This window comes from Pseudomonas monteilii (assembly GCA_001534745.1).
GTDB lineage: Bacteria > Pseudomonadota > Gammaproteobacteria > Pseudomonadales > Pseudomonadaceae > Aquipseudomonas > Aquipseudomonas alabamensis.
Genome location: CP013997.1, coordinates 1,902,337 through 1,922,993 on the forward strand (window position 1 = coordinate 1,902,337; position 20,657 = coordinate 1,922,993).

At 64.5% G+C, this 20,657-nt stretch carries 20 protein-coding genes; 10 read left to right on the forward strand and 10 right to left on the reverse strand.

Annotation, left to right across the window (positions count from 1 at the left end; translation table 11 throughout):
• The first annotated feature begins 74 nt into the window (after positions 1-74).
• Together APT63_08395 and APT63_08400 are read left to right on the forward strand one after the other, a co-directional pair.
• Positions 75-443 (forward strand): hypothetical protein, encoded by a 369-nt coding sequence (locus APT63_08395; GenBank protein ID AMA47826.1) that lies wholly within the window; start codon positions 75-77, stop codon positions 441-443.
• A 117-nt stretch (positions 444-560) separates the two neighbouring features.
• A complete protein-coding gene (locus tag APT63_08400) occupies positions 561-896 on the forward strand; it encodes a hypothetical protein (GenBank protein AMA45648.1) in 336 nt (111 codons plus the stop codon).
• Positions 897-950: 54 nt separating this feature from the next.
• Here the strand turns inward: APT63_08400 and APT63_08405 are convergent, their stop codons facing one another.
• Entirely contained in the window at positions 951-2,144 is a 1,194-nt protein-coding gene (locus APT63_08405; protein ID AMA45649.1) for an MFS transporter, read from the reverse strand.
• Positions 2,145-2,240: 96 nt separating this feature from the next.
• Between APT63_08405 and APT63_08410 the strand changes: the two genes are divergently transcribed.
• Positions 2,241-3,134, forward strand: a complete 894-nt coding sequence (locus APT63_08410; GenBank protein ID AMA45650.1) for a LysR family transcriptional regulator — start codon at positions 2,241-2,243, stop codon at positions 3,132-3,134.
• 432 nt (positions 3,135-3,566) lie between these two features.
• The gene (locus tag APT63_08415) at positions 3,567-3,836 is read left to right on the forward strand and encodes a hypothetical protein (protein ID AMA45651.1); all 270 of its coding nucleotides are present in this window, start codon (positions 3,567-3,569) and stop codon (positions 3,834-3,836) included.
• Between the two features lie 111 nt (positions 3,837-3,947).
• Here APT63_08415 and APT63_08420 read toward each other — a convergent pair whose 3' ends face one another.
• The 5 genes from APT63_08420 to APT63_08440 all read right to left on the reverse strand — a co-directional run bounded on the left by APT63_08420 (position 3,948) and on the right by APT63_08440 (position 10,653).
• A complete protein-coding gene (locus APT63_08420; GenBank protein ID AMA45652.1) occupies positions 3,948-4,832 on the reverse strand; it encodes a serine hydrolase in 885 nt (294 codons plus the stop codon).
• A gap of 66 nt (positions 4,833-4,898) precedes the next feature.
• Complete coding sequence (locus APT63_08425) at positions 4,899-7,421, reverse strand: calcium-binding protein (GenBank protein AMA45653.1); 2,523 nt, start codon at positions 7,419-7,421, stop codon at positions 4,899-4,901.
• Positions 7,422-7,684: 263 nt separating this feature from the next.
• A complete protein-coding gene (locus tag APT63_08430) occupies positions 7,685-8,005 on the reverse strand; it encodes a hypothetical protein (protein ID AMA45654.1) in 321 nt (106 codons plus the stop codon).
• A 103-nt stretch (positions 8,006-8,108) separates the two neighbouring features.
• Positions 8,109-9,743, reverse strand: coding sequence for a hypothetical protein (locus APT63_08435; GenBank protein AMA45655.1), 1,635 nt, complete (start codon positions 9,741-9,743; stop codon positions 8,109-8,111).
• Between the two features lie 175 nt (positions 9,744-9,918).
• On the reverse strand, positions 9,919-10,653 hold the full coding sequence (locus APT63_08440; protein ID AMA45656.1) for an XRE family transcriptional regulator: 735 nt from the start codon (positions 10,651-10,653) through the stop codon (positions 9,919-9,921).
• A gap of 170 nt (positions 10,654-10,823) precedes the next feature.
• Between APT63_08440 and APT63_08445 the strand changes: the two genes are divergently transcribed.
• From APT63_08445 to APT63_08470, 6 genes are all read left to right on the forward strand, one after another.
• Positions 10,824-11,573 (forward strand): phosphoesterase, encoded by a 750-nt coding sequence (locus tag APT63_08445; protein AMA45657.1) that lies wholly within the window; start codon positions 10,824-10,826, stop codon positions 11,571-11,573.
• A gap of 137 nt (positions 11,574-11,710) precedes the next feature.
• The gene (locus APT63_08450; GenBank protein ID AMA45658.1) at positions 11,711-12,400 is read left to right on the forward strand and encodes a hypothetical protein; all 690 of its coding nucleotides are present in this window, start codon (positions 11,711-11,713) and stop codon (positions 12,398-12,400) included.
• A 139-nt stretch (positions 12,401-12,539) separates the two neighbouring features.
• Complete coding sequence (locus APT63_08455) at positions 12,540-14,171, forward strand: chemotaxis protein (protein ID AMA45659.1); 1,632 nt, start codon at positions 12,540-12,542, stop codon at positions 14,169-14,171.
• A 291-nt stretch (positions 14,172-14,462) separates the two neighbouring features.
• Entirely contained in the window at positions 14,463-15,446 is a 984-nt protein-coding gene (locus tag APT63_08460; GenBank protein ID AMA45660.1) for a hypothetical protein, read from the forward strand.
• Positions 15,447-15,707: 261 nt separating this feature from the next.
• Positions 15,708-17,294: an ABC transporter ATP-binding protein gene (locus APT63_08465; GenBank protein ID AMA45661.1), complete on the forward strand. Its 1,587-nt coding sequence runs from the start codon at positions 15,708-15,710 to the stop codon at positions 17,292-17,294.
• Between the two features lie 73 nt (positions 17,295-17,367).
• Complete coding sequence (locus tag APT63_08470; protein ID AMA45662.1) at positions 17,368-17,865, forward strand: cysteine methyltransferase; 498 nt, start codon at positions 17,368-17,370, stop codon at positions 17,863-17,865.
• 160 nt (positions 17,866-18,025) lie between these two features.
• Here the strand turns inward: APT63_08470 and APT63_08475 are convergent, their stop codons facing one another.
• The 4 genes from APT63_08475 to APT63_08490 form a co-directional block, all read right to left on the reverse strand.
• Entirely contained in the window at positions 18,026-18,211 is a 186-nt protein-coding gene (locus tag APT63_08475) for a hypothetical protein (GenBank protein AMA45663.1), read from the reverse strand.
• Between the two features lie 13 nt (positions 18,212-18,224).
• On the reverse strand, positions 18,225-18,968 hold the full coding sequence (locus APT63_08480) for an acyltransferase (protein AMA45664.1): 744 nt from the start codon (positions 18,966-18,968) through the stop codon (positions 18,225-18,227).
• Positions 18,969-19,106: 138 nt separating this feature from the next.
• Positions 19,107-19,733: a lysine transporter LysE gene (locus tag APT63_08485; protein AMA45665.1), complete on the reverse strand. Its 627-nt coding sequence runs from the start codon at positions 19,731-19,733 to the stop codon at positions 19,107-19,109.
• Between the two features lie 66 nt (positions 19,734-19,799).
• Entirely contained in the window at positions 19,800-20,615 is an 816-nt protein-coding gene (locus APT63_08490; GenBank protein AMA45666.1) for an AraC family transcriptional regulator, read from the reverse strand.
• Between the last annotated feature and the right edge of the window lie 42 nt (positions 20,616-20,657).

Here is a 20,657-nt window from a genome sequence, read left to right on the forward strand (position 1 = left end):
GAGCGAGCAGGTGCGCCTTGGCCAGAAAAGCGATGAAACACTCTCATGTCCGACGTGACCTCAAGGCTTCATGCCTGTGGGGACCTGGTCAGGCCTTGGCTCTCCTGCTGACGTTGATTTCGATCAGCGGCTGCCAGAGCACCTCCGAGCGCCTGCTCGCCGAAGGCTATCCACCCCTGTTCGTGGAGGGATTCACCGATGGCTGCGCCAGTGGCCGTCATGCAGCTGGCGAGCTGGACGGGTTTCGCAAGAACGTCCCGGTCTACCTGCAGCAGCCCAACTATGCCCTAGGCTGGGACGACGGGTTTCGCCAATGCCAGGCGCGTGCCGACAGCGAACTCGGACAGCGCCTGGTGCGTGACAGCGAGGCCGATCGGGCCTGGCGGCACAGCAAGGACCAGTCGTGGGGCCAGGCCTTGAGGCCGTCGTCGCGTACGCCGTGACGACGTTCGAAGGGTGAGGTGTGGTGTATTCACAGCCAGCGCGCGATTGACGAAGTCGAAGTTCAGGGAAGAAGGGCGTGTGCCTGGCGTGCCTGTTCGCCATCGAGGAGAGTCCTCATGTCTTCCAGAACACAACAGACGACGCTGAGCATCCGCGGCGTCGAGAACGGCCTGGCGGGCGGCAGACCGGTGCGCAGTGCGCACTTTCTGGTCGTCTCGCCTGCCTGGCGCGACGCCGAAGCGCGCGGGCCTTCGGCGCACCCCTCAAGGGAAGATGATCCGCAGAGGACGATCAGCGACCCCCTGAAACGTTCCCTGGCGCTTGCCGGGGAGTGGCACGGCGTCTTCGCCAGTGCGCTGTTCGTCTCGATCACCGACACGGGCCATGCGCGCGTCCTGGGCCGGATGAATGCCGCCGCCTGGCGGCAATGGGCAGACCACGCAGCCAGCTGAACGGCGGGCCCAGGCAAGGCTTGCGGGCTTGCCTGCCTGGGCCCGAAGGGTGGCTCAACCTGGCGTGATGCCAGGCTGAACGTCAGGTGCCGGTCGCGACCGGGTCTTGCCGTGCCAGGCGAAGGCCAGCACCATCGCCAGGCCCAGGGCTGCCACGCCAGCGCCGGCGAGGGAGATGGCCGGGTAGCCCCAGCCTGCCTTGATCACCGCGCCGCCCAGGGCAGCGCCCACCGCATTGCCCAGGTTGAAGGCACCGATGTTGACCGCCGAAGCCAGGTTGGGAGCGTCCTTGGCCGCTTCCATCACGCGCATCTGCAACGGCGGGACCAGCGCGAAGCTGGCGATGCCCCAGACCAGGATGGCCACAGCGGCCGGCAGCGGCCAGCGCATCAGCACGGTGAAGGCCAGCAGCACCACGATCAGCACGCTCAACGAGGCGATCAACGTACGGTCGATGGAGCGGTCCGCCGCCTTGCCGCCCCACAGGTTGCCCAGGGTCAGGCCGATGCCGAACAGCACCAGCATGGCGGTGACGAACAAGGTCGAGGCCTGGGTTTCACGGGTCAGGATCGGCGCGATGTAGGTGAACACGGTGAACATGGCGCCCGAGCCGACCACGGTCAGCGCCAGCGCCGCCAGCACCGGGCCCCGGCCCAGCACGCGCAGTTCAGCCAGCACACCGTCGCTCGGGGGCAGGGCCACGTTGGGCAGGGCGAACCAGAGCGCCGCCATGGTCAGCACGCCCAGCCCGGAGATGCCCCAGAACGCCTGACGCCAGCCGAGCAGTTCACCGAACCAGGTGGCCAACGGCACACCGCCGATGGTCGCCAGGGTCAGCCCCATGAACATGGCGGCCACCGCCCCGGCGCGTTTGTCGGGCGCCACCACGCTCGCGGCCACCAGGGCACCGACGCCGAAGAAGGCGCCGTGGTTGAGCGAGGTCACCACGCGGGCGATCAGCAGGCTGGTGTAGTCGGTCGCCAGGGCCGACATCACGTTGCCCAAGGTGAAGATGGCCATCAGGCCGATCAGCAGGTAGCGACGGGGAATGCGCCCCGTGGTCAGGGTCATCAGGGGGGCGCCGATCAGCACGCCGAGCGCGTAAGCGCTGATCAGCAGACCGGCCGCCGGGATGGAGACGCCCAGGTCCGCGGCGATGCCGGGCAACATGCCCATGGGCGCGAACTCGGTGACGCCGATGCCGAAGGCACCGGTGGCCAAGGCCAGAAGAGGGGGGTTGATACGCATGTGAACAGCTCCTTATCTATGCGGCGAATGCTAAGCTACTGCCGAGAATGCCGGTAGCCGGTGATTTTGGTATGCACCTGTGCGTGGGAGGCACGAATGGATCTGGGTGGACGGTCAGGTGAGATGGTCGTGTTCGACCGCGTGGTACAGGAAGGCAGCCTGTCGGCGGCCGCGCGGGCGCTGCACGTGACGCCCTCGGCCATCAGTCGCTCCATCGCGCGCACCGAGCAGCGCCTGGGGACACGCCTGCTGTTGCGCACCACCCGGGCCATCGCCCTGACCGCCGAGGGCGAGGCCTACCTACGCGCTGCGCGGCGCATCCTGGCGGACCTGGCCGAAGTGGAAGAGGCCATCGCCGACCAGGGCGTACCGCAAGGGCGATTGAGGGTCAGCGCCGCCCTCGGCCACGGCCGCAAGACCATCGTGCCGCTGGTGGCGGCGTTCAGTGCGCGTTACCCGAACATCGTGGTGGACCTGGCCCTGGGCGACGAGGTGGTCGACATCCTGGCCGGGCAGGCTGACGTGGCGATCCGCTTCGGTCAGTTGGCCGACAGCCCGCTCACCGCGCGCTACCTTGGCGTCACCGGCCAGGTGGTGGTGGCTTCGCCTGCCTACCTAGCACTTCACGGCACCCCGCAGGTGCCAGAGGATCTGCTGCAGCACAATTGCCTGCGCTTCAATTTCCGCCGCGCTGAGCCGGACTGGCCCTTCGTGCGCGACGGTCAGGCGTATGCGTTGAAGATCTCGGGCAACATCCAGTGCAACAGCGGGGAAGCCCTGGCCCAACTGGCCCGGGAAGGCGCCGGCATCGCCCGCATCGGCGCCTTCAGCGTGGCCGACGACCTGCGCAGCGGTGTGCTCGTGCCGCTGCTGGAGGCCTGGAACCCCGGTGATCAGGAGCCTATCCATGCGGTGTTCGTCGGCGGCGCGGCGATGCCGGCACGGGTGCGGGTGTTCGTGGATTTTCTGATGGCGCATCATCGGTGGTGAGCAGAAGAGGCGAGTGTTGAGTTCCGCGTGCAGCGGCATACCACTCTACTGTGGGCCCTGCGGGCCCAATCGCGGCACTGGGGCCGCTCCCACAGGTGACCGCGATAGCCTGCGACCCCGCGGTGGGACTACGGGTGTAGGAGCGGCCCCTGTGCCGCGATTGGGCCCGCCAGGGCCCACATCAGCACTTGGCAGAAACCATAGAATCTCCAACAGGTGACCGCGATAGCCTGCAACCCCGCGATGGGGCCCGCAGGGCCCATAAACTCAGCCATATCATGTGTCAGTCAGGTAGCGTACAAGCAAGTCCCTGGCTCATTCGATGGTCACAGATGCATGACCCACCACTTGTCGCGAACCCATGCAATCCATTCAATCGCTCCAAATCTCTGGCAGTCTGTTGCTTGCAGTCAGTCATTCTGGAGACCCGTCATGACCGATACCACCCTGCGCAACGCCATCACTGCCTGGCGCCTGCTTCTGGAAGACGACAGCTACCGCCTGGACTGGCCGGACGATTACCATGCCACCCTCCTCGAACGCGCCGATGAAATGAAGACCAGCGGCCTGATCGGCGAGCAGGATTGGCAATTGCTCAAGGACGCCGCCGACACGGCCCTGCAACAGACCCGTGCCTCGCTCGAGCAACAGCAGCGCGACTGCCTGAGCATTCGCAAGCTGCGCCTGCCCAGCGTCGACTGACGGATAGCGCCTGGGTCTGCCAAACGGGCCCTTGCTGACCTGGCGCCAGGTAGCGGGTCTTCGAGGCGGCACAGGCGCTGATGCGCAGCCTGGGCTTCAAGCCGAGGTCTTCTAAGGCCGACGTAGCTGCACCGTCAGGCGTTCGACCACCTCGGCTTCCACAGCGCCTTCAGTCACCTCCACCCCAAACACGGCACAACACGCTGAAGCCGTCCCCTCACTGACGCGGTAGACGGCGATGACACTGTCCGGCCCGCACCCCGTATGCCCACAGAGCAAGCGACCATCGGCGATCACGCCCTGCATCACGCCAAGCCCATACCCCGGCGTGACCCAGGGCCGCCCCGGCAAGGGGCCGCCCAGGTGCCGCGCGTCTTGCAGCGCCTCACGCAAACGCGCCGGTAGCAGATCGCCGGCAAGCAGACGGTCCAGCAGAAGCACGGCCTGCGACAGTGGCCCAATCAGCAGACCGTGATAGACCCAGGCAGGATCGTACGACGCACGCAGGCCCAGGCAATGTGGGTGCAGGTCGTCGCGCGTCCTGGCAAAGCGTACGCCTGACACACCCAGGGGGCGTAGGACGCGCTCGCCTACTGCGTCCTCGAGGGCCAGGCCGGTCAGCTGTTCGATGACCTGGCCAACCTTCCAGTACCCGACGTTCGAGTACCGCCATTGCATACCGGGGGCGTACCTGAGGCGCGTGCCCTCCAGTCGCTGCAGCATGTCGGCGACGGGCCAGGCGGATTCGCCCTGGGCGACCGCCGTGTGATACGCGGCCAGTTCACCGTAATCGGCCAGCCCCGCCTCATGCCGCAGCAGTTGGCGCAACGTGAACGGCCATCCTGCCACCGGCGCGTCCAGCGTCGTCAGCCCATCACGCACCAGGGACAGCGCAGTCGCAGCGAGTACGGTCTTGGTGAAGCTCCACCACGGCACGACGGCGTCCGGGGTGTCGGACGGCAGCAGTCGTCCGTTGCACACGAGCGCGCTGAGCATGGTCCTCCCGCATTCGAATGGGGCGGCCGCCGACCTTCAGGTCTGCTGGCCGCCAGGGCGCATGGGCTAGAGCACGAAGTCCGATGCCGTCAGGCTGGTGATGCCCACCATCTGGATGGCGAACTCCGGTGTGCTGTCCGCATCGGTGTTGCCGTACAGCACGCCGTCCTGGAACTTCAGTTGCCCTGCGGTGGTGAACGCCGCCGTGCCCTTGATGAAGGTATGGAACGCCTCGTTGGCCGCCGTCGCGGTGTTGGCGTCCAGCGCCCCCAGGTCGATCTTGTCCTCGCCGCGCTTGAAGTCGGTGATGACATCCCACGTGGCGCGCGTCAGTCCCATGTCGTTCAGCGAGGTGAACACGAAGGCGTCCTTGCCGGTACCACCGGTCAGGGTGTCCTTGCCCAGCCCACCGATCAGCCGGTCGTTGCCAGCACCTCCGATCAGGATGTCGTTGCCGGCGCCGCCGGTGAGGACGTTGTTCGCCGCGTTGCCCGTCAGCGTGTTGGCCAGGGCGTTGCCCGTCCCGTTGATTGCGGACGTGCCCGACAGTGTCAGGTTTTCCTGATAATCGCCCAGGGTGCGGGTCACGCTGGCGATGACCGTGTCGATACCGCCGTTGGCCGAGGTCTCGATGACCTTGTCGTTGGCCGAGTCGACGTAGTAGGTATCGTTGCCCAGGCCGCCGATCATCGTGTCGGCACCCGCGCCGCCATTGAGCACGTTGTTGCCGGCGTTGCCGGTCAGCGTGTTGGCCAGGGCGTTGCCGGTGCCATTGATGTGGGCATTGCCGGACAGGGTCAGGTTCTCTTGGTACTCGCCCAGGGTACGGGTCACGCTGGCGATGACCGTATCGATCCCGCCGTTGGCCGAGGTCTCGATGACCTTGTCGTTGGCCGAGTCGACGTAGTAGGTGTCGTTGCCCAGGCCACCGATCATCGTGTCGGCACCTGCGCCGCCATTGAGCACGTTGTTGCCATCGTTGCCGGTCAGTGTGTTGGCCAGGGCGTTGCCGGTGCCGTTGAGGTGGGCCTTGCCGGACAGGATCAGGTTCTCCTGATAGTCGCCCAGGGTCCAGCTGACGCCGGAGACGACCGTATCTAGGCCGCCCTTGGCCGAGGTCTCGATGACTTTGTCGTTGGCCGAGTCGACGTAGTAGGTGTCGTTGCCCAGGCCGCCGATCATCGTGTCGGCACCCGCGCCGCCATTGAGCACGTTGTTGCCGTCGTTGCCGGTCAACGTGTTGGCCAGGGCATTGCCGGTGCCGTTGATGTGAGCCTTGCCGGACAGGGTCAGGTTCTCCTGGTAGTCGCCCAGCGTGCGGGTGACGCTGGAGATGACCGTGTCGATCCCGCCATTGGCCGAGGTTTCCAGCACGACGTCGTCGACCGAGTCGACGTAGTAGGTGTCATTGCCCATCCCGCCGATCATCGTGTCGGCACCCGCACCGCCGTCGAGGAGGTCGTTGCCATCGCCGCCGTCCAGCCGGTCCTGACCTCCCATGCCCTTGAGCACGTCATTACCCGCGCCACCTTCGACCCAGTCGTCGGCGCCGGTGCCGGTGAAGGTGTCGTTGCCCGCGGTCAGCACCTTCTTGCCAGCGCTCATCAGGATGCTGGTGTTGATGCCCAGGGCGGTCAGTTCGCTCGGGGAGTAGGTGCGGATGTTGCCTTGAAGATCCTCAACCTTGACGCTGGTAATAGTGTAGGTGCCAGGAAGGTTAGTGGAGGCGATGAACCATGTATCGGAGGATACGCCGTCTGACCAAGAGTCGCTATATCCACTGTGGACCAGGAAGTTGTATTTGCTCGTTGAGCGCTCATCGGCTAGGAATGAGTAAGTCAAATCCTTGTCAAAATAGATAACAAGTTGCTTCACGCCTGCCAGATTATCCGATGCCGCGCCGGATACAGTGAGCGCGGCCTTTCCTGAAGACAGATCAACAAAGGTAGGTATGTCCAATGACTTCAGTTGGGGCGGCGTAACATCAGGGGCTGAATTGACGAAATGGATGCTAGTGTTGACACCCAGCTTGGTAAGTTCGCTTGGGCTGTACGTACGGATATTGCCTTGCAGATCTTCAACTTTAACGCTGGTGACATCATAGGTGCCAGACGCATTGGTGGGAGCGATGAACCACGTGTCGGTCGACCTGCCATCCGACCAGGAGTCGCTATATCCGCTGTGCACCAAGAAATTGTACTTACTCGTGGAGACGTCCGTAGGCGTGAAAGAGTAAGTAATGTCTCTGTCAAAGTACGTGACGATTTGCTTCACGCCTGCCAAATCGTCTGTGGCTGAGCCAGAGAGGGTCAAGGCAGCCTTTCCTGCGGACAGGTCTACAACCTTTGGGATGTTGAGGGACTTCAACTGTGGAGGCGTTGTGTCAGGTGTTGAATTGACGAAATTGACGCTGGTGTTTATGCCCAGCTTTGCAAGCTCATTGGATTCATAGGTTCGAACGTTCCCTTGAAGGTCTTCGACCTTGACACGGGTGACGTTGTAGTTGCCGGACGCATTGGTGGGAGCGATAAACCATGTTTCCGATGACGAACCGTCAGACCAAGAATCGCTATAGCTGCTGTGGACCAAAAAATTGTACTTACTGGTCGATGCGTCACTGGATGTAAACGAATAGACGATCTCTTTGTCAAAGTAAATCACTACATTCTTGACGCCCGATTTATCATCGGACGCTTTCCCCGACACCGTCAGGCCTGCCTTCCCTGACCCAAGATCGACAACCGTCGGTATGCGCAGCGACAACAAGGTAGGGGCAAGGGTATCTGCAGTAGCGCTCATTGAACGTTATCCGTAAGCAGTCGAACATCGGGAAGGGTAGGGGACAGCGAGGCTCAGTAGCGCAGGCGCCGGATCGGCATGTTCCCGCGCGTGTATTGTTGGTAACCGGTGTAGGGCAGCAGGAAGGTATCGACGACGCCCGACACGGCCATGTCGACCACGACCGGGTAGGGCGCCCAGTGCTCGCCGGGCCTGACCGGCCCGTTCAGCGTGCAGTACTGGTACGCCACGCCGCTGTAGGCACGCGGCAGGGAGTGGCAATAGCTGTCGTATTGAGCCAGGTCGTCGACGGCCTTCGATTCATTGGACAGGGTCCGAACGGTTCCGCATCCACACAGTGCCGTCGCCAGCACACAGACAATCCATCGTTTCATCAGGCCACTCCAGTGATGGCCTAATCATAGCTCGGGTGGATCCCAACCTGCCACTGGGTGTCGAGCGCTGAATCGCGCCTCCCGACGAACGTCCGCTACCCGCTCAACGGGCCGCCGTCACGCGTCGGCAGCCGGCGAACAGGTCCAGCGCAGGGACGTAGGCCTGGGTGCTCACGTCGAGCAGGCCGAGCAGTGAATGGAACAGGTTGTCCTGGCTGAGCGCCGTCTCCCGTTTGCCTTGCAGGCACGGGGTGTCGACCTGAAACGCCTGCTGGTACCCAGGCGAGAACCACATCAGCATCGGCACGTGTTTCTGTTCGTCCGGCGCCAGCAAATAGGGCGTGCCGTGCAGGTACAGGTTGTACTCCCCGAGCGATTCGCCGTGATCGGAGAGGTACAGCACCGCGCTGTCGACCGTGCGTGCGTTGTCGCGCAGCTGGTCGATCAGGCTCGCCAGCACATGGTCGGTGTAGGCGATGGAGTTGTCGTAGGCGTTGACGATGCTCTCCCGGCTGCAGGTTTCCAGCGCGTTGCTGCGGCATACCGGGGTGAACCGCTCGAAGGCCTGCGGATAGCGCTTGAAGTATTCCGGGCCATGGCTGCCCATCTGGTGCAGGACCAGCACCGTGTCCCGGTCGAGGTGGTCGATCAGCTGCTGCAGGTCCTGAAGCAGTATCGCATCCCGGCATTCCCGGTTGGCACACAGCACCGGGTCCTGGCGCTTGCTCACGTCCTCCAGCGTGACCCGGTCGCAGGTGCCCTTGCAGCCCGACTGGTTGTCGCGCCAGACCACCGCCAGCCCGGCGCGCGCGAGCACGTCGAGCAGCCCCTCCTGGTGGGTCGCACGCACCGCGTCATAGTGCCGGCGGCCCATGTTGGAGAACATGCACGGTACGGACACGGCGGTTTCCGTGCCGCACGAGGTCACGTGATCGAAGGCCACCAGGCCGTCTTCGTGGCTCAGCTCGGGCGTGGTGTCGCGGGGGTAGCCCAGCACGCCGAAATTGGCCGCCCGGGCGCTCTCGCCGACCACCAGGACGGTCAGGGACTTGCGCGTGTGGGTCGCCCAGCGGGCATCGCGGTGCGCATCCTGGGCGATCGGCTCGAGCGGCTGCCGGGTCGCCTGGAGGTCTTCGCGGGCGTAGCTGATCGCGGCGCCGATGACATTGCTGGGCACCACCATCCAGTGCAGCTCGTGGTGGTTGCGAAACAGCGGTGCCAGGGCCTTGTAGTCCAGCAGGCTGACGCTGCCCATCAACGTCACGCAGACCACGGCCATCAGCCCCTTGCCCAACAACTCTCGTGGCCAGGGACGATAGCGAATGGGCAGCGCCCACACGAGACCGGCAGGCAGCACGCCCCACAGCAGCAGGTGGCCGAACAGGGGCAGCGACAGCAGGCCCTGGACTTCACGCGCGTCGGTCTGCGCCACGTTGCGGATCATGCCGACATCGATCAGCACGCCGTACTGGCCCATGAAGTACGTGGCCCCTGCACTGAGCAGGAACAGCAGCGCCAGGGTCGGTTTCAGGGTACGGCCCAGGGTGAACAGGGTCAGCAGCAGGGTGAACGCGCACCCGATCAACAGCATGAACGCCATCCGCATCAGCCAGCCCGACGCATCGGGCGCCGTGATGGCGACCAGATGCCGCCACAGCGTGCCGTTGAAGCCCACCAGCAGAAACACGCTGGCGAACACGATGACCCAGACCGGACGCACCGCTGCGCACTTGACCATGAAACCCCTCCACGCTCGACACCAGAAGCTTCGATGCAGGTGCGCACCGAAGAACGAAAGTGGCGCGCACGCTAGGGCAGCGAGCGTGGTGCTTTTGTGAAAAGCGTCGTCAGGCTTTGTTGGGCGTGTGCTTCACACCTGAAGATCGTGTTCCAGGCCTCGGGCGACGGATTTTTCACATGGCCACGACATTCGCGGCAGGGTGAGCGGCGCAGGCTGCGGGCGCTTGTGGTTCCGGGCCGCACATCCGGTAGCCGTCGCCGCGCAGGGTGTGCAGCAGCTTGGTCGCGAAGGGTTTGTCCACGGCTTGCCGGATCTGGTGAATATGGCTGCGAATGCTGTCGACGTTCTTGTCATGCTCGGTCGACCCCCAGAGCAGCTGCTCCAGGGTCTTGCGCTTGACCAGGGCCGGGCTGCTGCGCATCAGCACTTCGAGGATCTTCAGGTTGGCCGAGCTGAGCTTGATCGGCACGTCGCCGCGGCGCACCTGCAAGGTGTCGAGGTCGAGTTCCAGGTCCAGCAGGGTGAGGGTACGGCCGCGCTGCCCCTTGCGCCGGGACACGATGGCCTCGAGCCGCGCCAGGATCTCGGCCATGGCGAAGGGCTTGACCACGTAATCGTCGGCGCCCACGCCAAACCCCTTGAGCCGGTCCTCCAGCTCATCGCGGGCGGTCAGCATGATGATGGCCGCCGCGCTGTGGGCGCGCTGGCGCAAGAGGTGGCAGATGTCGTTGCCATCGATGCCCGGCAGCATGATGTCGAGAATGATCGCGTCGAAGCGCCCGGTCTCGGCCAGGTGCAGGCCGGTCAGGCCGTCCCGGGCGCCGGTGACGGCATGGCCGCGGAGCTCGAAAAAGTCGACGAGGTTGTCATGGATGTCACGGTTGTCTTCAACGATCAGCAGGTTCATGCAGGCGCGTTCCTAAAAGCCACGATCGAACAGGGGCGGTGGGCAGGCGCGGCGGCGCCGCGACGCATTTGAAGGCCTGGGCGGTCGCGGTTGTGTCGACAAAACGTTAACTATTCGTGAAAGCCCATGCCAGGTGAACGGCGGGTTTCACGGTTTCTGGAGTCCGGTGAATGACCTCTGAATCATGTTCCCTCCACGCGGCCTCGCGGCCCTTCGATTTTCGCCTGGCCATCGGCGTGCCCGTGCTCCTCATGCTGGCGCTGCTGGCGAGCGACGTGGCCGTCATCGACCTGCCGCTGGCACACCTGTTCTACGTGCCCGGCGAGGGGTTCATCGGCCGGCACAGCTACTGGCTGGAAACAGTGCTGCACGAGCGCGTCAAGCAGGCCGTGCTGGTGTTCACCCTGGCGCTGCTGGTCGCCCTGATCGCCAGCCTGTTCAGCGCCGCGCACCGTGCGTGGCGAAGACCCTTGGCCTACACCGTGCTGACGATCGGGCTGTGCACCGGCATCGTCACCCCACTCAAGGTGCTGACCGACGTGCAGTGCCCCTGGAGCCTGCAGGACTTCGGTGCCAGTGAGCCCTACGTCCCGTTGCTCGGGGACCGCGTGGACTCGGCCAAGCCGGGCCGCTGCTGGCCTGGCGGGCATGCCTCCACCGGCTTCGCCCTGCTGGCCTTGTACTTCGCCTTGCGCGACCGGCACCCACGGGCCGGTCGCATCGCCTGCGCCCTGGCCCTGTCGCTCGGCCTGCTGCTGTCGGTCGGACGCATGCTGCAAGGTGCGCATTTCCTGTCCCATAACGTCTGGACCTTGCTGATCGACTGGCTGATCGCGGTGCTGTGCTATCGCTGGCTGCTATATCGGCCAGGCCCGCGTGGCGACGCGCATGCGCTGACGCCAGAACGCTCTCCCGGGTGATGCACGCGTACCCAGGCGTTCAGGTTTTTTTCACATACGCTTCACCACTGCCCCATGGAGCGCTGCCTAGAGTGCCGCCATCCAAAGGTGCCCGTGCCGGGTCGCCGCGCACCTTGTCCACCTGTCGGAGCGACGCCATGCAACCCGCTGTCCTGCCATCTCCCACTGTGTCTCAGTCCTCACCGAAACCCCGGGCCTACGCCCGAGGATGGGTCAAAGGCGTGGTCGGCCTGGCGCTCGTACTGGCTGCGCTCGCGGCCTGGTACGCCTCGCAGACCCGTGTGCTGGAGGTGAGCAGCGCCGCTCAATGGCGCGACAGCGGCATCGCCGCGCAGTGGGCCCAGGGCAACGTGGTCCTGCTGATCCGCCATGCCGAGCGCTGCGACCGCTCCGAGCACACCTGCCTGGCCGACCCTGAAGGGATCACCGTGCCGGGCAGCCAGCGCGCCATCGACGTCGGCAGAGGCCTGGCCCTGTTGCCCCAGGATGGCGCCGAACGCCTGAGCAGTCCGGAGGTGCGTACACGGCAGACTGCCCAGTTCATCTTCGGCCAGCCGCTGGCCACCCAGGACTGGGTGGGCGACTGCGACAAGGACTTCGCCCAGGCGGCGCTCGACCATAAACAGGCCGGTCGCAACCTGGTCCTGGTCACCCACAGCGGGTGCATCGACCAGCTCGAGCGGCGCCTGCACGTACCGGGTGGAGAGCGCTCCAGCGCCTATGCCAGCGCGCTGTTCGTGGCCGTGCCCGAGGCGGGCAGGGCGCGTCTGCTCGGGCAAGTGAAGGCCGGCGAGTGGGCACACTTGCTCGCCGGGGGTGGCCGCTGAAGACCTCGACAGACCGCGAAGGTCTTCAGGAGGCACTGACCCTCTGTCGGTGACACGCCGAGCGTGTGATCGAAACACTCAAGTCTGGGCAGAACGTCACGATAACCCTGCAAGCTTTTTGACTTCGTGCGGGTGACCCATGCTTGCGAAACGTACTATTGCCCAGACCCTCGGCGCCGGCTTCGGGGTCGTCATCCTGATCATCTGCATCCTGATCGGCGTTGCTCGCAACGGCTTTGGCGAGATCAACGACACCACGCGCTGGAACATCCACACCTACAAGGTGCTCGATGGCGCCGCGACGCTGTTGATCAGCCTGACCAACGTCGAGACGGGGATGCGTGGTTTTGCCTTGAGCGGCCAGGACGACTTCCTGCAACCGCTGGCCTCCGGCAAGGCTGACTTCGAAAAAACCTGGAATGAACTCAAGACGCTCACGTCGGACAACCCGGTCCAGCAAAAGCGCCTGGACGAGATCAAGGCCACTCAGCAGCGCTGGATGAGCGACGACATCGACGCGACCATCGCCTTGCGTCGCAACGTCGTGGCCGGTCAGGCGACCCTGGAGGATGTCGTGCAACGCATCACCGCACGCCAGGACAAGGTCAAGATGGATGGCATGCGTGCGCTCATCGCTGAGATGCAGGCCGATGAAGCCAAGCTGCTGACGGTGCGCACGGACACGATGGAAAGGGCCAGCCACGTGGCCAACCTGAGCCTGATGGTGGGCGGCGTCGTGGCGGCCCTGTTGGCGCTGGCCATTGCCGTGGGGCTGTCTTCGTCCATCCGCAAGCGGCTCAATGCAGCCATCGCGGTCGCCGACGGCATCGCCGCGGGTCGGCTCGATGGCCACATCGATACGCGGGCGAGCGACGAAATCGGTCATCTGATGAAGGCCTTCGCCGGCATGCAGGCACGCCTGCGCTCGATGATCACCGACATCAAGGGCGGCGCTCAGCAACTGCTCGAGTCTGCCCGCGAGATCGCGCATACCTCCGAAGCGCTGACGGCCGCGGCCCATGAACAATCGCACTCGGCTTCGTCCATGGCGGCGACGGTGGAAGAACTGACCGTCAGCATCGGCCATGTGGCCACCAGCGCCAACGAGGCCCATGCGATCTCCACCGACTCCGGCAAACTGTCGACCGACGGTGGCGCGGTGATCCAGAACACCCTGCACAGCATGGGTCGCATCGCTGGCACCGTGCAGCATTCGGCGCAACAGATCGGCGAACTGGGGCGGCACATCGAACAGATCACCTCGGTCGTCAATGTGATCAGCGCGATCGCCGAGCAAACCAACCTGTTGGCCCTGAACGCGGCCATCGAAGCGGCCCGTGCCGGGGAACAGGGGCGTGGCTTCGCCGTGGTGGCGGACGAAGTGCGCCTGCTCGCCCAGCGCACCGGGGCCTCGACCTCGGAGATCGGGGAAATGATCGGCAAGATCCAGTCCAGCGCCCAGGATGCCGTCAGCCAGATGGACGTGGGAGTCGAGCAGGTCAACCAGGGGCTAGAGCTGACCCATTCGGCCAACGCCGCGATCGAGCAGATCCGTGGTGGCTCCGGTCGCATCATCGGTGTGGTGGACCAGATTTCCGTGGCCCTGAACGAACAGACGGCGGCCAGTCAGGATGTGGCGCGCAGCGTGGAGCGCATTGCCCAGATGGCGCAAGAGAGCAGCGAGCGCATTCGCGGGGCTTCGCAGAGCGCGGCCAACATCGAGCAGCTGGCGCATGCATTGGACAAGCAGGTGGCCCAGTTCACGTTGTGAGGGCTTGCAGTGTCAGACTGTGGCGTCGAGTACGTAGTACGATGCCCCATTGGCGTCCCCTCAGCGAAGGAACGAAGGCACGGCCACTGCATCGGCTGGAATACGTCTCGCGTCAACGAGCGGCGGTATTTCGGCCGCTCGAACCTTTCAGCCAACGGGGGGCTGCTAACGCTGCCTCCAGAAACCGGCGCTGAATCCACGGAACACGCTGCCGATCAACAGCGCGCCCCAGGCGGGCGTTGTCGGTAGGAACAGGCACTTTGGTCTACAGGATCAAGCAGGGAACATCAGATGAGAATGTATGAGGAGAGGCGTTTGGGCGACCGGATGCCTGACGGGCGCGAACCTTCACCGAACATGAAACCGAACGGCTCGAGCGCATGTGATAGGAGCGTCAGAGCGGGGCTGGCGAGCGTGCTGGCATCGATTGCGCTGTCGGGCTGCGTGGTGAATGGCTATGAGCAATCTTACGTACCCACCAGTCAAACCTATGACCCCCGCGTGGACCGTGTCGCGCCTGCTCCAGAGCAGCCCGAGGTCAGCCTGGTAGCCTCCAGTGACGTCAAGGCAACGAGTGAACGCTTGATGCGCAGGGGATTCGACACGCTTGGCTACTCCATCTTCAAAAGTGCCGAGAGTATGCCGGACAGTATGGCTATCAAGCAGGCCAAGCGGCTCGGCGCCGATCTTGTCATGATCGTTGCTCCCGAATACGCCGGTAGTTATCAAACGACCGACACGGTGTCGGAACCCGTTGGTAGCACGTCGTCCCGTACCACGATAACCGATCGCAAGGGCCGCCCTACGGGTGAGACGGTCACTACTGAAAGTACTATCTACGCGACTCGATATGTGTCCAGAACCGTTGACCTGACCAGTTATGCCGCCATGTACTGGGTGCGTAGAAAAACGGGTATCGGTTTCTTGCTCAAAGAACTGACGGATGAGCAGAGAAGGGCACGTCAAACGAATGCGGGCGTACAGATAACCGTGGTCTTTGATGGCAGCCCTGCCGAGCGGGCGGATTTCATGATAGACGACATCATCGAGTCGATCGACGGCAAACGCATTACCAACGTCCAGTCGCTAGGTGACATACCCTGTGTGTCCGGCAAGACGCTGAAGTTCGTCATCACGCGCGGCAACAAACAATTGGAAAAAACGCTTGTCTTGGATGAGCTGTGCCAACGCCAGCCCTACGTTGGCAGCGCAAGACTCGGGCCTTGGACGGCTTGGGGCAAGAACTTCGTAGGCGAATGGAAACCCTGGCAATAGGGCGATCGCGTCCGCTCGAAAATACATGGATACCCTTGCCCCTGAGGCTGGCGTTCGGAGGTGAGCCTGCCGGACGCTTGCCTTCGAGCTTCGAGAGCGCCATCGGGTAGGGTTACCACCAATTGAGCAGGGGATTGAGTTGGCAGAACGCTGAAAAGAGAAGGGGAGAGGGGGTAGATTGTGATAGGATTTGGCCCAAAATTGGCCCAGACCCTTCGTTAGGCCCGAATCACCCCTCTGAACGCCCCGCAGGATAAGCTCTTGATCTCTACCGCCAACATCACCATGCAATTCGGTGCCAAGCCGCTGTTCGAAAACGTCTCGGTCAAGTTCAACAACGGCAATCGTTATGGCCTGATCGGCGCCAATGGTTGCGGCAAGTCGACCTTCATGAAGATCCTGGGTGGCGATCTGGAGCCCTCCGGTGGGCAGGTGATGCTCGAGCCCAACACCCGTCTGGGTAAGCTGCGCCAGGACCAGTTCGCCTACGAAGACTTCAGCGTCATCGACACGGTGATCATGGGCCACGAGCAGCTGTGGAAGGTCAAGGCCGAGCGCGACCGCATCTACTCGCTGCCGGAAATGACCGAAGAAGACGGCATGGCCGTCGCCGAGCTGGAAACCGAGTTCGCCGAAATGGACGGCTACACCGCCGAGTCGCGTGCCGGTGAACTGCTGCTCGGCCTGGGCATCCCGCTGGAGCAGCATTTCGGCCCGATGAGCGAAGTGGCCCCAGGCTGGAAGCTGCGCGTGCTGCTGGCCCAGGCGCTGTTCTCCGACCCGGAAGTGCTGTTGCTCGACGAACCGACCAACCACCTGGACATCAACACGATCCGCTGGCTGGAAACCGTGCTGACCGCGCGCAACAGCACCATGATCATCATTTCCCACGACCGGCACTTCCTCAACAGCGTCTGCACCCACATGGCCGACCTGGACTACGGCGAGCTGCGCCTGTTCCCGGGCAACTACGACGAGTACATGACCGCCGCGACCCAGTCGCGCGAGCAGCTGCTGGCCGACAACGCCAAGAAGAAAGCCCAGATCGCCGAGCTGCAGACCTTCGTCAGCCGCTTCTCGGCCAACGCCTCCAAGGCCAAGCAGGCCACCTCGCGGGCCAAGCAGATCGACAAGATCCAGCTGGCCGAGGTCAAGCCGTCGAGCCGGGTCAGCCCGTTCATCCGCTTCGAACAAACCAAGAAGCTGCACCGCCAGGCGGTCACCGTGGAGAAGATGGCCAAGGCCTTCGACGACAAGGTGCTGTTCAAGGACTTCAGCTTCACCGTCGAGGCCGGCGAGCGCGTGGCGATCATCGGCCCCAACGGCATCGGCAAGACCACCTTGCTGCGCACCCTGGTCGGTGAGCTGACCCCGGACAAAGGCGCGGTCAAGTGGACCGACAGCGCCGAGGTCGGCTACTACGCCCAGGACCATGCCCACGACTTCGAAGACGACGTGAGCCTGTTCGACTGGATGGGGCAGTGGACCCAGGGCGAACAGACGATCCGCGGCACCCTCGGGCGGATGCTGTTCTCCAACGACGAGATCCTCAAGTCGGTGAAGGTGATCTCCGGTGGCGAGCAGGGGCGCATGCTGTTCGGCAAGCTGATCCTGCAGAAGCCCAACGTGCTGGTGATGGACGAACCGACCAACCACCTGGACATGGAATCGATCGAGGCGCTCAACCTGGCGCTGGAAAACTACCCAGGCACCTTGCTCTTCGTCAGCCACGACCGTGAGTTCGTCTCGTCCCTGGCCACGCGCATCATCGAGCTGAGCCCCGATGGCGTGGTGGACTTCAGCGGCACCTACGACGACTACCTGCGCAGCCAGGGCGTTCTGGTCTGAAGCCCGTCGCCTGGCCGACAGGCGATTCCTGACCCGGCCGGGCGAGGCTGATCCCTCCTGAGGACGCTGGCCCATGTCCCATGCCTTCACCTTGCTGCCGTCACCGGTAGGCGTATTGACCCTGGTGGCGCGTGACGGGTCCCTGGCCGCCGTGCTCTGGGAGCACGAGCGGGCCAACCGGGTGGTGTTGGGCGAGCTGCATCGCGACGATGCAGACCCCGTGTTGCGGGAAGCGAGCCGACAGTTGGGCGAGTATTTCGGGGGTGAGCGTGAGCGCTTCGATCTGCCGTTGTCCTTTGCCGGCACGACCTTTCAGCGACAGGTCTGGCAGGCCCTGCTGAGCATTCCATTCGGCGAGACCCGCAGCTATGCCCAGATCGCCGCGCAGATCGGCAACCCGACGGCGGTACGCGCGGTCGGGGCGGCCAACGGACGCAACCCGATCTCGATCATCGCGCCCTGCCATCGCGTGATCGGCGCGGCGGGCGCGTTGACCGGGTTTGCGGGTGGGCTGGAGGCCAAGCGGTATTTGCTGAACCTGGAGGCGCGGCAGGGGGCGTTGGGGTTTTAGAGGGTTAGGTTGTGGAGTTTGAGCGGTAAGTGGCAAGCTGCAAGCCAGGGTGTTGCACGATTTGCTGCGAGAGGTTGAGCGCTCATGGCTGACCTCGTGGGCCCTGCGGGCCCAATCGCGGCACTGGGGCCGCTCCTACACCCGTAGCCCCTCTGCGGGGTTACAGACTATCGCGGCCGGTCCGGCGCCCCGGCAGGGGCTGCTCCACCCGTAGCCCCACCGTGGGGTTGCAGGCTATCACGGTCACCTGTGGGAGCGGCCCCTGTGCCGCGATTGGGCCCGCAGGGCCCATAAAATCAGCCACCCCCTGGCTCAGGAACTGCACCTCCCTGACCGCACCCCCCAACGACCCCTTACCCTCAAGCCGCCAACGACGCCATGACCACCGCCTGCGCCTCCCCGGTCACGGTATCCAGCAGCACCAGACCCTCATGGGTCTCGTCCAGCGCGACCAGCAACTGCCCCTGTGCATCCCAGGCCGCCGACCGTCCCGCGGCGGTGAAGTCTTCCACCGGCCCGACGGTATTGGCCATGATCACCGGCAGGCTCAGGCGCCGCGCCACGTCGGCGTAATGCTCGAACGCCTTCGGCAGCCCTCGCGCCGCCTTGGCCACGCTCACCATGTACAGGTCGGCGCCCAGCGCCTGGGCCTGTTGCGCGTGGTTGAGAAACAGCGACTCGTGGCAGATGGCGGGGGCCACACGGTGGCCGCCGATGTCGATCAGCACGTGCTGATTACCCGGCACGAACCAGTGCAGCTCGTCCTCGTGCAGGCGACGCTTGGCGTAGCTCAGTCGCGGCTGGCCGGCGCGCAGGATCGACATGCCGATGCGCACCCCCTGGATGCCCGAATAAGGCAGGCCCACGGCCACACCGATGGACTGTGCATCACATGCTGCCTGGAGCGTGTCGAGCAACGGCGTGCCTTCAGCCATCGATGCCTGCCGGGCCATGCTCGGGAAGTACCCGGTCAGCGACAGTTCAGGGAACACCACCAGCTCAGCGCCCAGGGCCTTGGCGTGGGACACCCACCACAGGTGACGCTGGAGGTTGCCGGGGACATCGTCGTGGAGCGAGGCCATTTGTACGGCGCATATCTTCATGGTCGGTCGTCCTTGGCGAATGCCGGTGCGAGGGAAAGCGGCGAGCATACGTGGGCACGCCCTCGATCACCAGCGCAACAGGTCGGCCTGTCCGGTGATTCGTCGGTGAGTCAGCGAGGATAGGGGGCCGTAGCGTCCTCACCACACCAGGTGAACCAGCACACCCCCGGCCAGGAGCAGCAACATCGCCCCGGACGCCCGTTCCAGCCAGGGCAAGGCGTCAGTGAAACGGGCCAGCACCCGCTGGTGGCCCATCGTCAGTGCGACCACCAGGTCCCAGACCAATACCGCCGTGAACATCCAGCTGCCGTAGATCCACTTCCAGCCGAGGCTGGCCTGCTCGCCGCCGACCAGGCTCGCCAGGCTGACGTAGAACAGCGCGTTCTTGGGGTTGAGCAGGCCCGAGGCCAGGCCCATGGCGAAGGCCCGCCACCACCCGCTTCGACGACGTGTGGCCGGCGCCTGGTCTTCGAGACTCAGAGGGCTGGCGCCAGCGTGTCGGATGAACAGCACGCCGATGTAGATCAGGTAGGCGCAACCTGCCAGTTGCAGCAGCAGGAACAGGACGCTGTCGGGGTGCAGCAGCGTGACCCCGGTGAAAGCCGCGACGATGAACACCCCGTTGGCCAGCGCAATCCCCAGGCAGGCACCGCTGGCGACCTGCCAGCCGGCACTGATCGAGGTGCGGGCGACCAGGAAAAAATCAGGACCGGGCGAGAGCAGCGCCAGGAAGTGGGCCAGGGCGATCAGGAGAAACTGTTCCATGCAGGGGTCTCGGGCGGTTGAAGTCGCCGAGCAGTCTGCCGTGGGGCTAGCAGCAGGTATTGAAGATTATTGCGCCTGGCGGTACAGGCCTGGGGTCACGCCGGCATGGGCCTTGAACACGCGCTGGAAATGACTCTGGTCGGCGAACCCCAGACGGTAGGCGACCTCGGCCAGTGGTCGACCTTCCCGCAGCCACGCGCGGGCCCGGTTGATCCGGGCGTTGAGCTGGTAGGCATGGGGCGTGAAGCCCGTGGCCTGGCGAAAGGCGCGGATCAGCTGATAACGACCCATGCCGGCCAGTCGGGCCAGCTCGGCCAGCGGTAGCGCAAGCCGGTCATCGTTCATGTGGGCGAGCAGGGTGCGCAGCTTTCCGTCGTCCAGGACCGGCAGGGAGGGCGAGGAAGGCAGGGCGAGCCGAGACAGGTCGTGGTCGCCGAGAAACTCGATGACAGCGGCCTCCTTGTCGTGAGCCGCGGCCTTGGAGAACAGCAGGTCATTGAGCGCGCAGAAGCGCTGGTACACCGCTGGCGCACGCGCGATGCAGACACCGTCGGGCACAGGCGGCAGGTCGGCCCGCCATTCTTCATGCAGCGCTTCCAGCCAGACCGCGTCCAGGTGCAGCATCTGGTAGCTCCAGGCGCATCCAGGCTCCGGGTTGCAGGCGTGCAGACATTGCGCTGGCACGAAGACCAGCGTGCCGGGCGTCAGGCGCTCGCTGCGGGCACCGGCCCCTTCGAAACGACTGCTGCCCAGGTCCACCGCGCCAATCGAATAGGTCGGGTGGCTGTGGGCCTTGTAGCAGGCACGGCTGTGACAGGCGCGACGGCTCTCGATCCACGGCAGGGCCGGATCGCGCCAGAAGGTGTCGAGGGGGGAAGACATTGGCATGGCCTGGTCGAAAAGACCGATGCAGTCTAGCGACGA

Coding starts and splice junctions, on each gene's coding strand:
- APT63_08400 (AMA45648.1), top strand. CDS start 561: ATGTCTTCCAGAACACAACAGACGACGCTGAGCATCCGCGGCGTCGAG.
- APT63_08405 (AMA45649.1), bottom strand. CDS start 2,144: ATGCGTATCAACCCCCCTCTTCTGGCCTTGGCCACCGGTGCCTTCGGC.
- APT63_08410 (AMA45650.1), top strand. CDS start 2,241: ATGGATCTGGGTGGACGGTCAGGTGAGATGGTCGTGTTCGACCGCGTG.
- APT63_08415 (AMA45651.1), top strand. CDS start 3,567: ATGACCGATACCACCCTGCGCAACGCCATCACTGCCTGGCGCCTGCTT.
- APT63_08420 (AMA45652.1), bottom strand. CDS start 4,832: ATGCTCAGCGCGCTCGTGTGCAACGGACGACTGCTGCCGTCCGACACC.
- APT63_08430 (AMA45654.1), bottom strand. CDS start 8,005: ATGAAACGATGGATTGTCTGTGTGCTGGCGACGGCACTGTGTGGATGC.
- APT63_08435 (AMA45655.1), bottom strand. CDS start 9,743: ATGGTCAAGTGCGCAGCGGTGCGTCCGGTCTGGGTCATCGTGTTCGCC.
- APT63_08440 (AMA45656.1), bottom strand. CDS start 10,653: ATGAACCTGCTGATCGTTGAAGACAACCGTGACATCCATGACAACCTC.
- APT63_08445 (AMA45657.1), top strand. CDS start 10,824: ATGACCTCTGAATCATGTTCCCTCCACGCGGCCTCGCGGCCCTTCGAT.
- APT63_08450 (AMA45658.1), top strand. CDS start 11,711: ATGCAACCCGCTGTCCTGCCATCTCCCACTGTGTCTCAGTCCTCACCG.
- APT63_08455 (AMA45659.1), top strand. CDS start 12,540: ATGCTTGCGAAACGTACTATTGCCCAGACCCTCGGCGCCGGCTTCGGG.
- APT63_08460 (AMA45660.1), top strand. CDS start 14,463: ATGAGAATGTATGAGGAGAGGCGTTTGGGCGACCGGATGCCTGACGGG.
- APT63_08470 (AMA45662.1), top strand. CDS start 17,368: ATGTCCCATGCCTTCACCTTGCTGCCGTCACCGGTAGGCGTATTGACC.
- APT63_08480 (AMA45664.1), bottom strand. CDS start 18,968: ATGAAGATATGCGCCGTACAAATGGCCTCGCTCCACGACGATGTCCCC.
- APT63_08485 (AMA45665.1), bottom strand. CDS start 19,733: ATGGAACAGTTTCTCCTGATCGCCCTGGCCCACTTCCTGGCGCTGCTC.
- APT63_08490 (AMA45666.1), bottom strand. CDS start 20,615: ATGTCTTCCCCCCTCGACACCTTCTGGCGCGATCCGGCCCTGCCGTGG.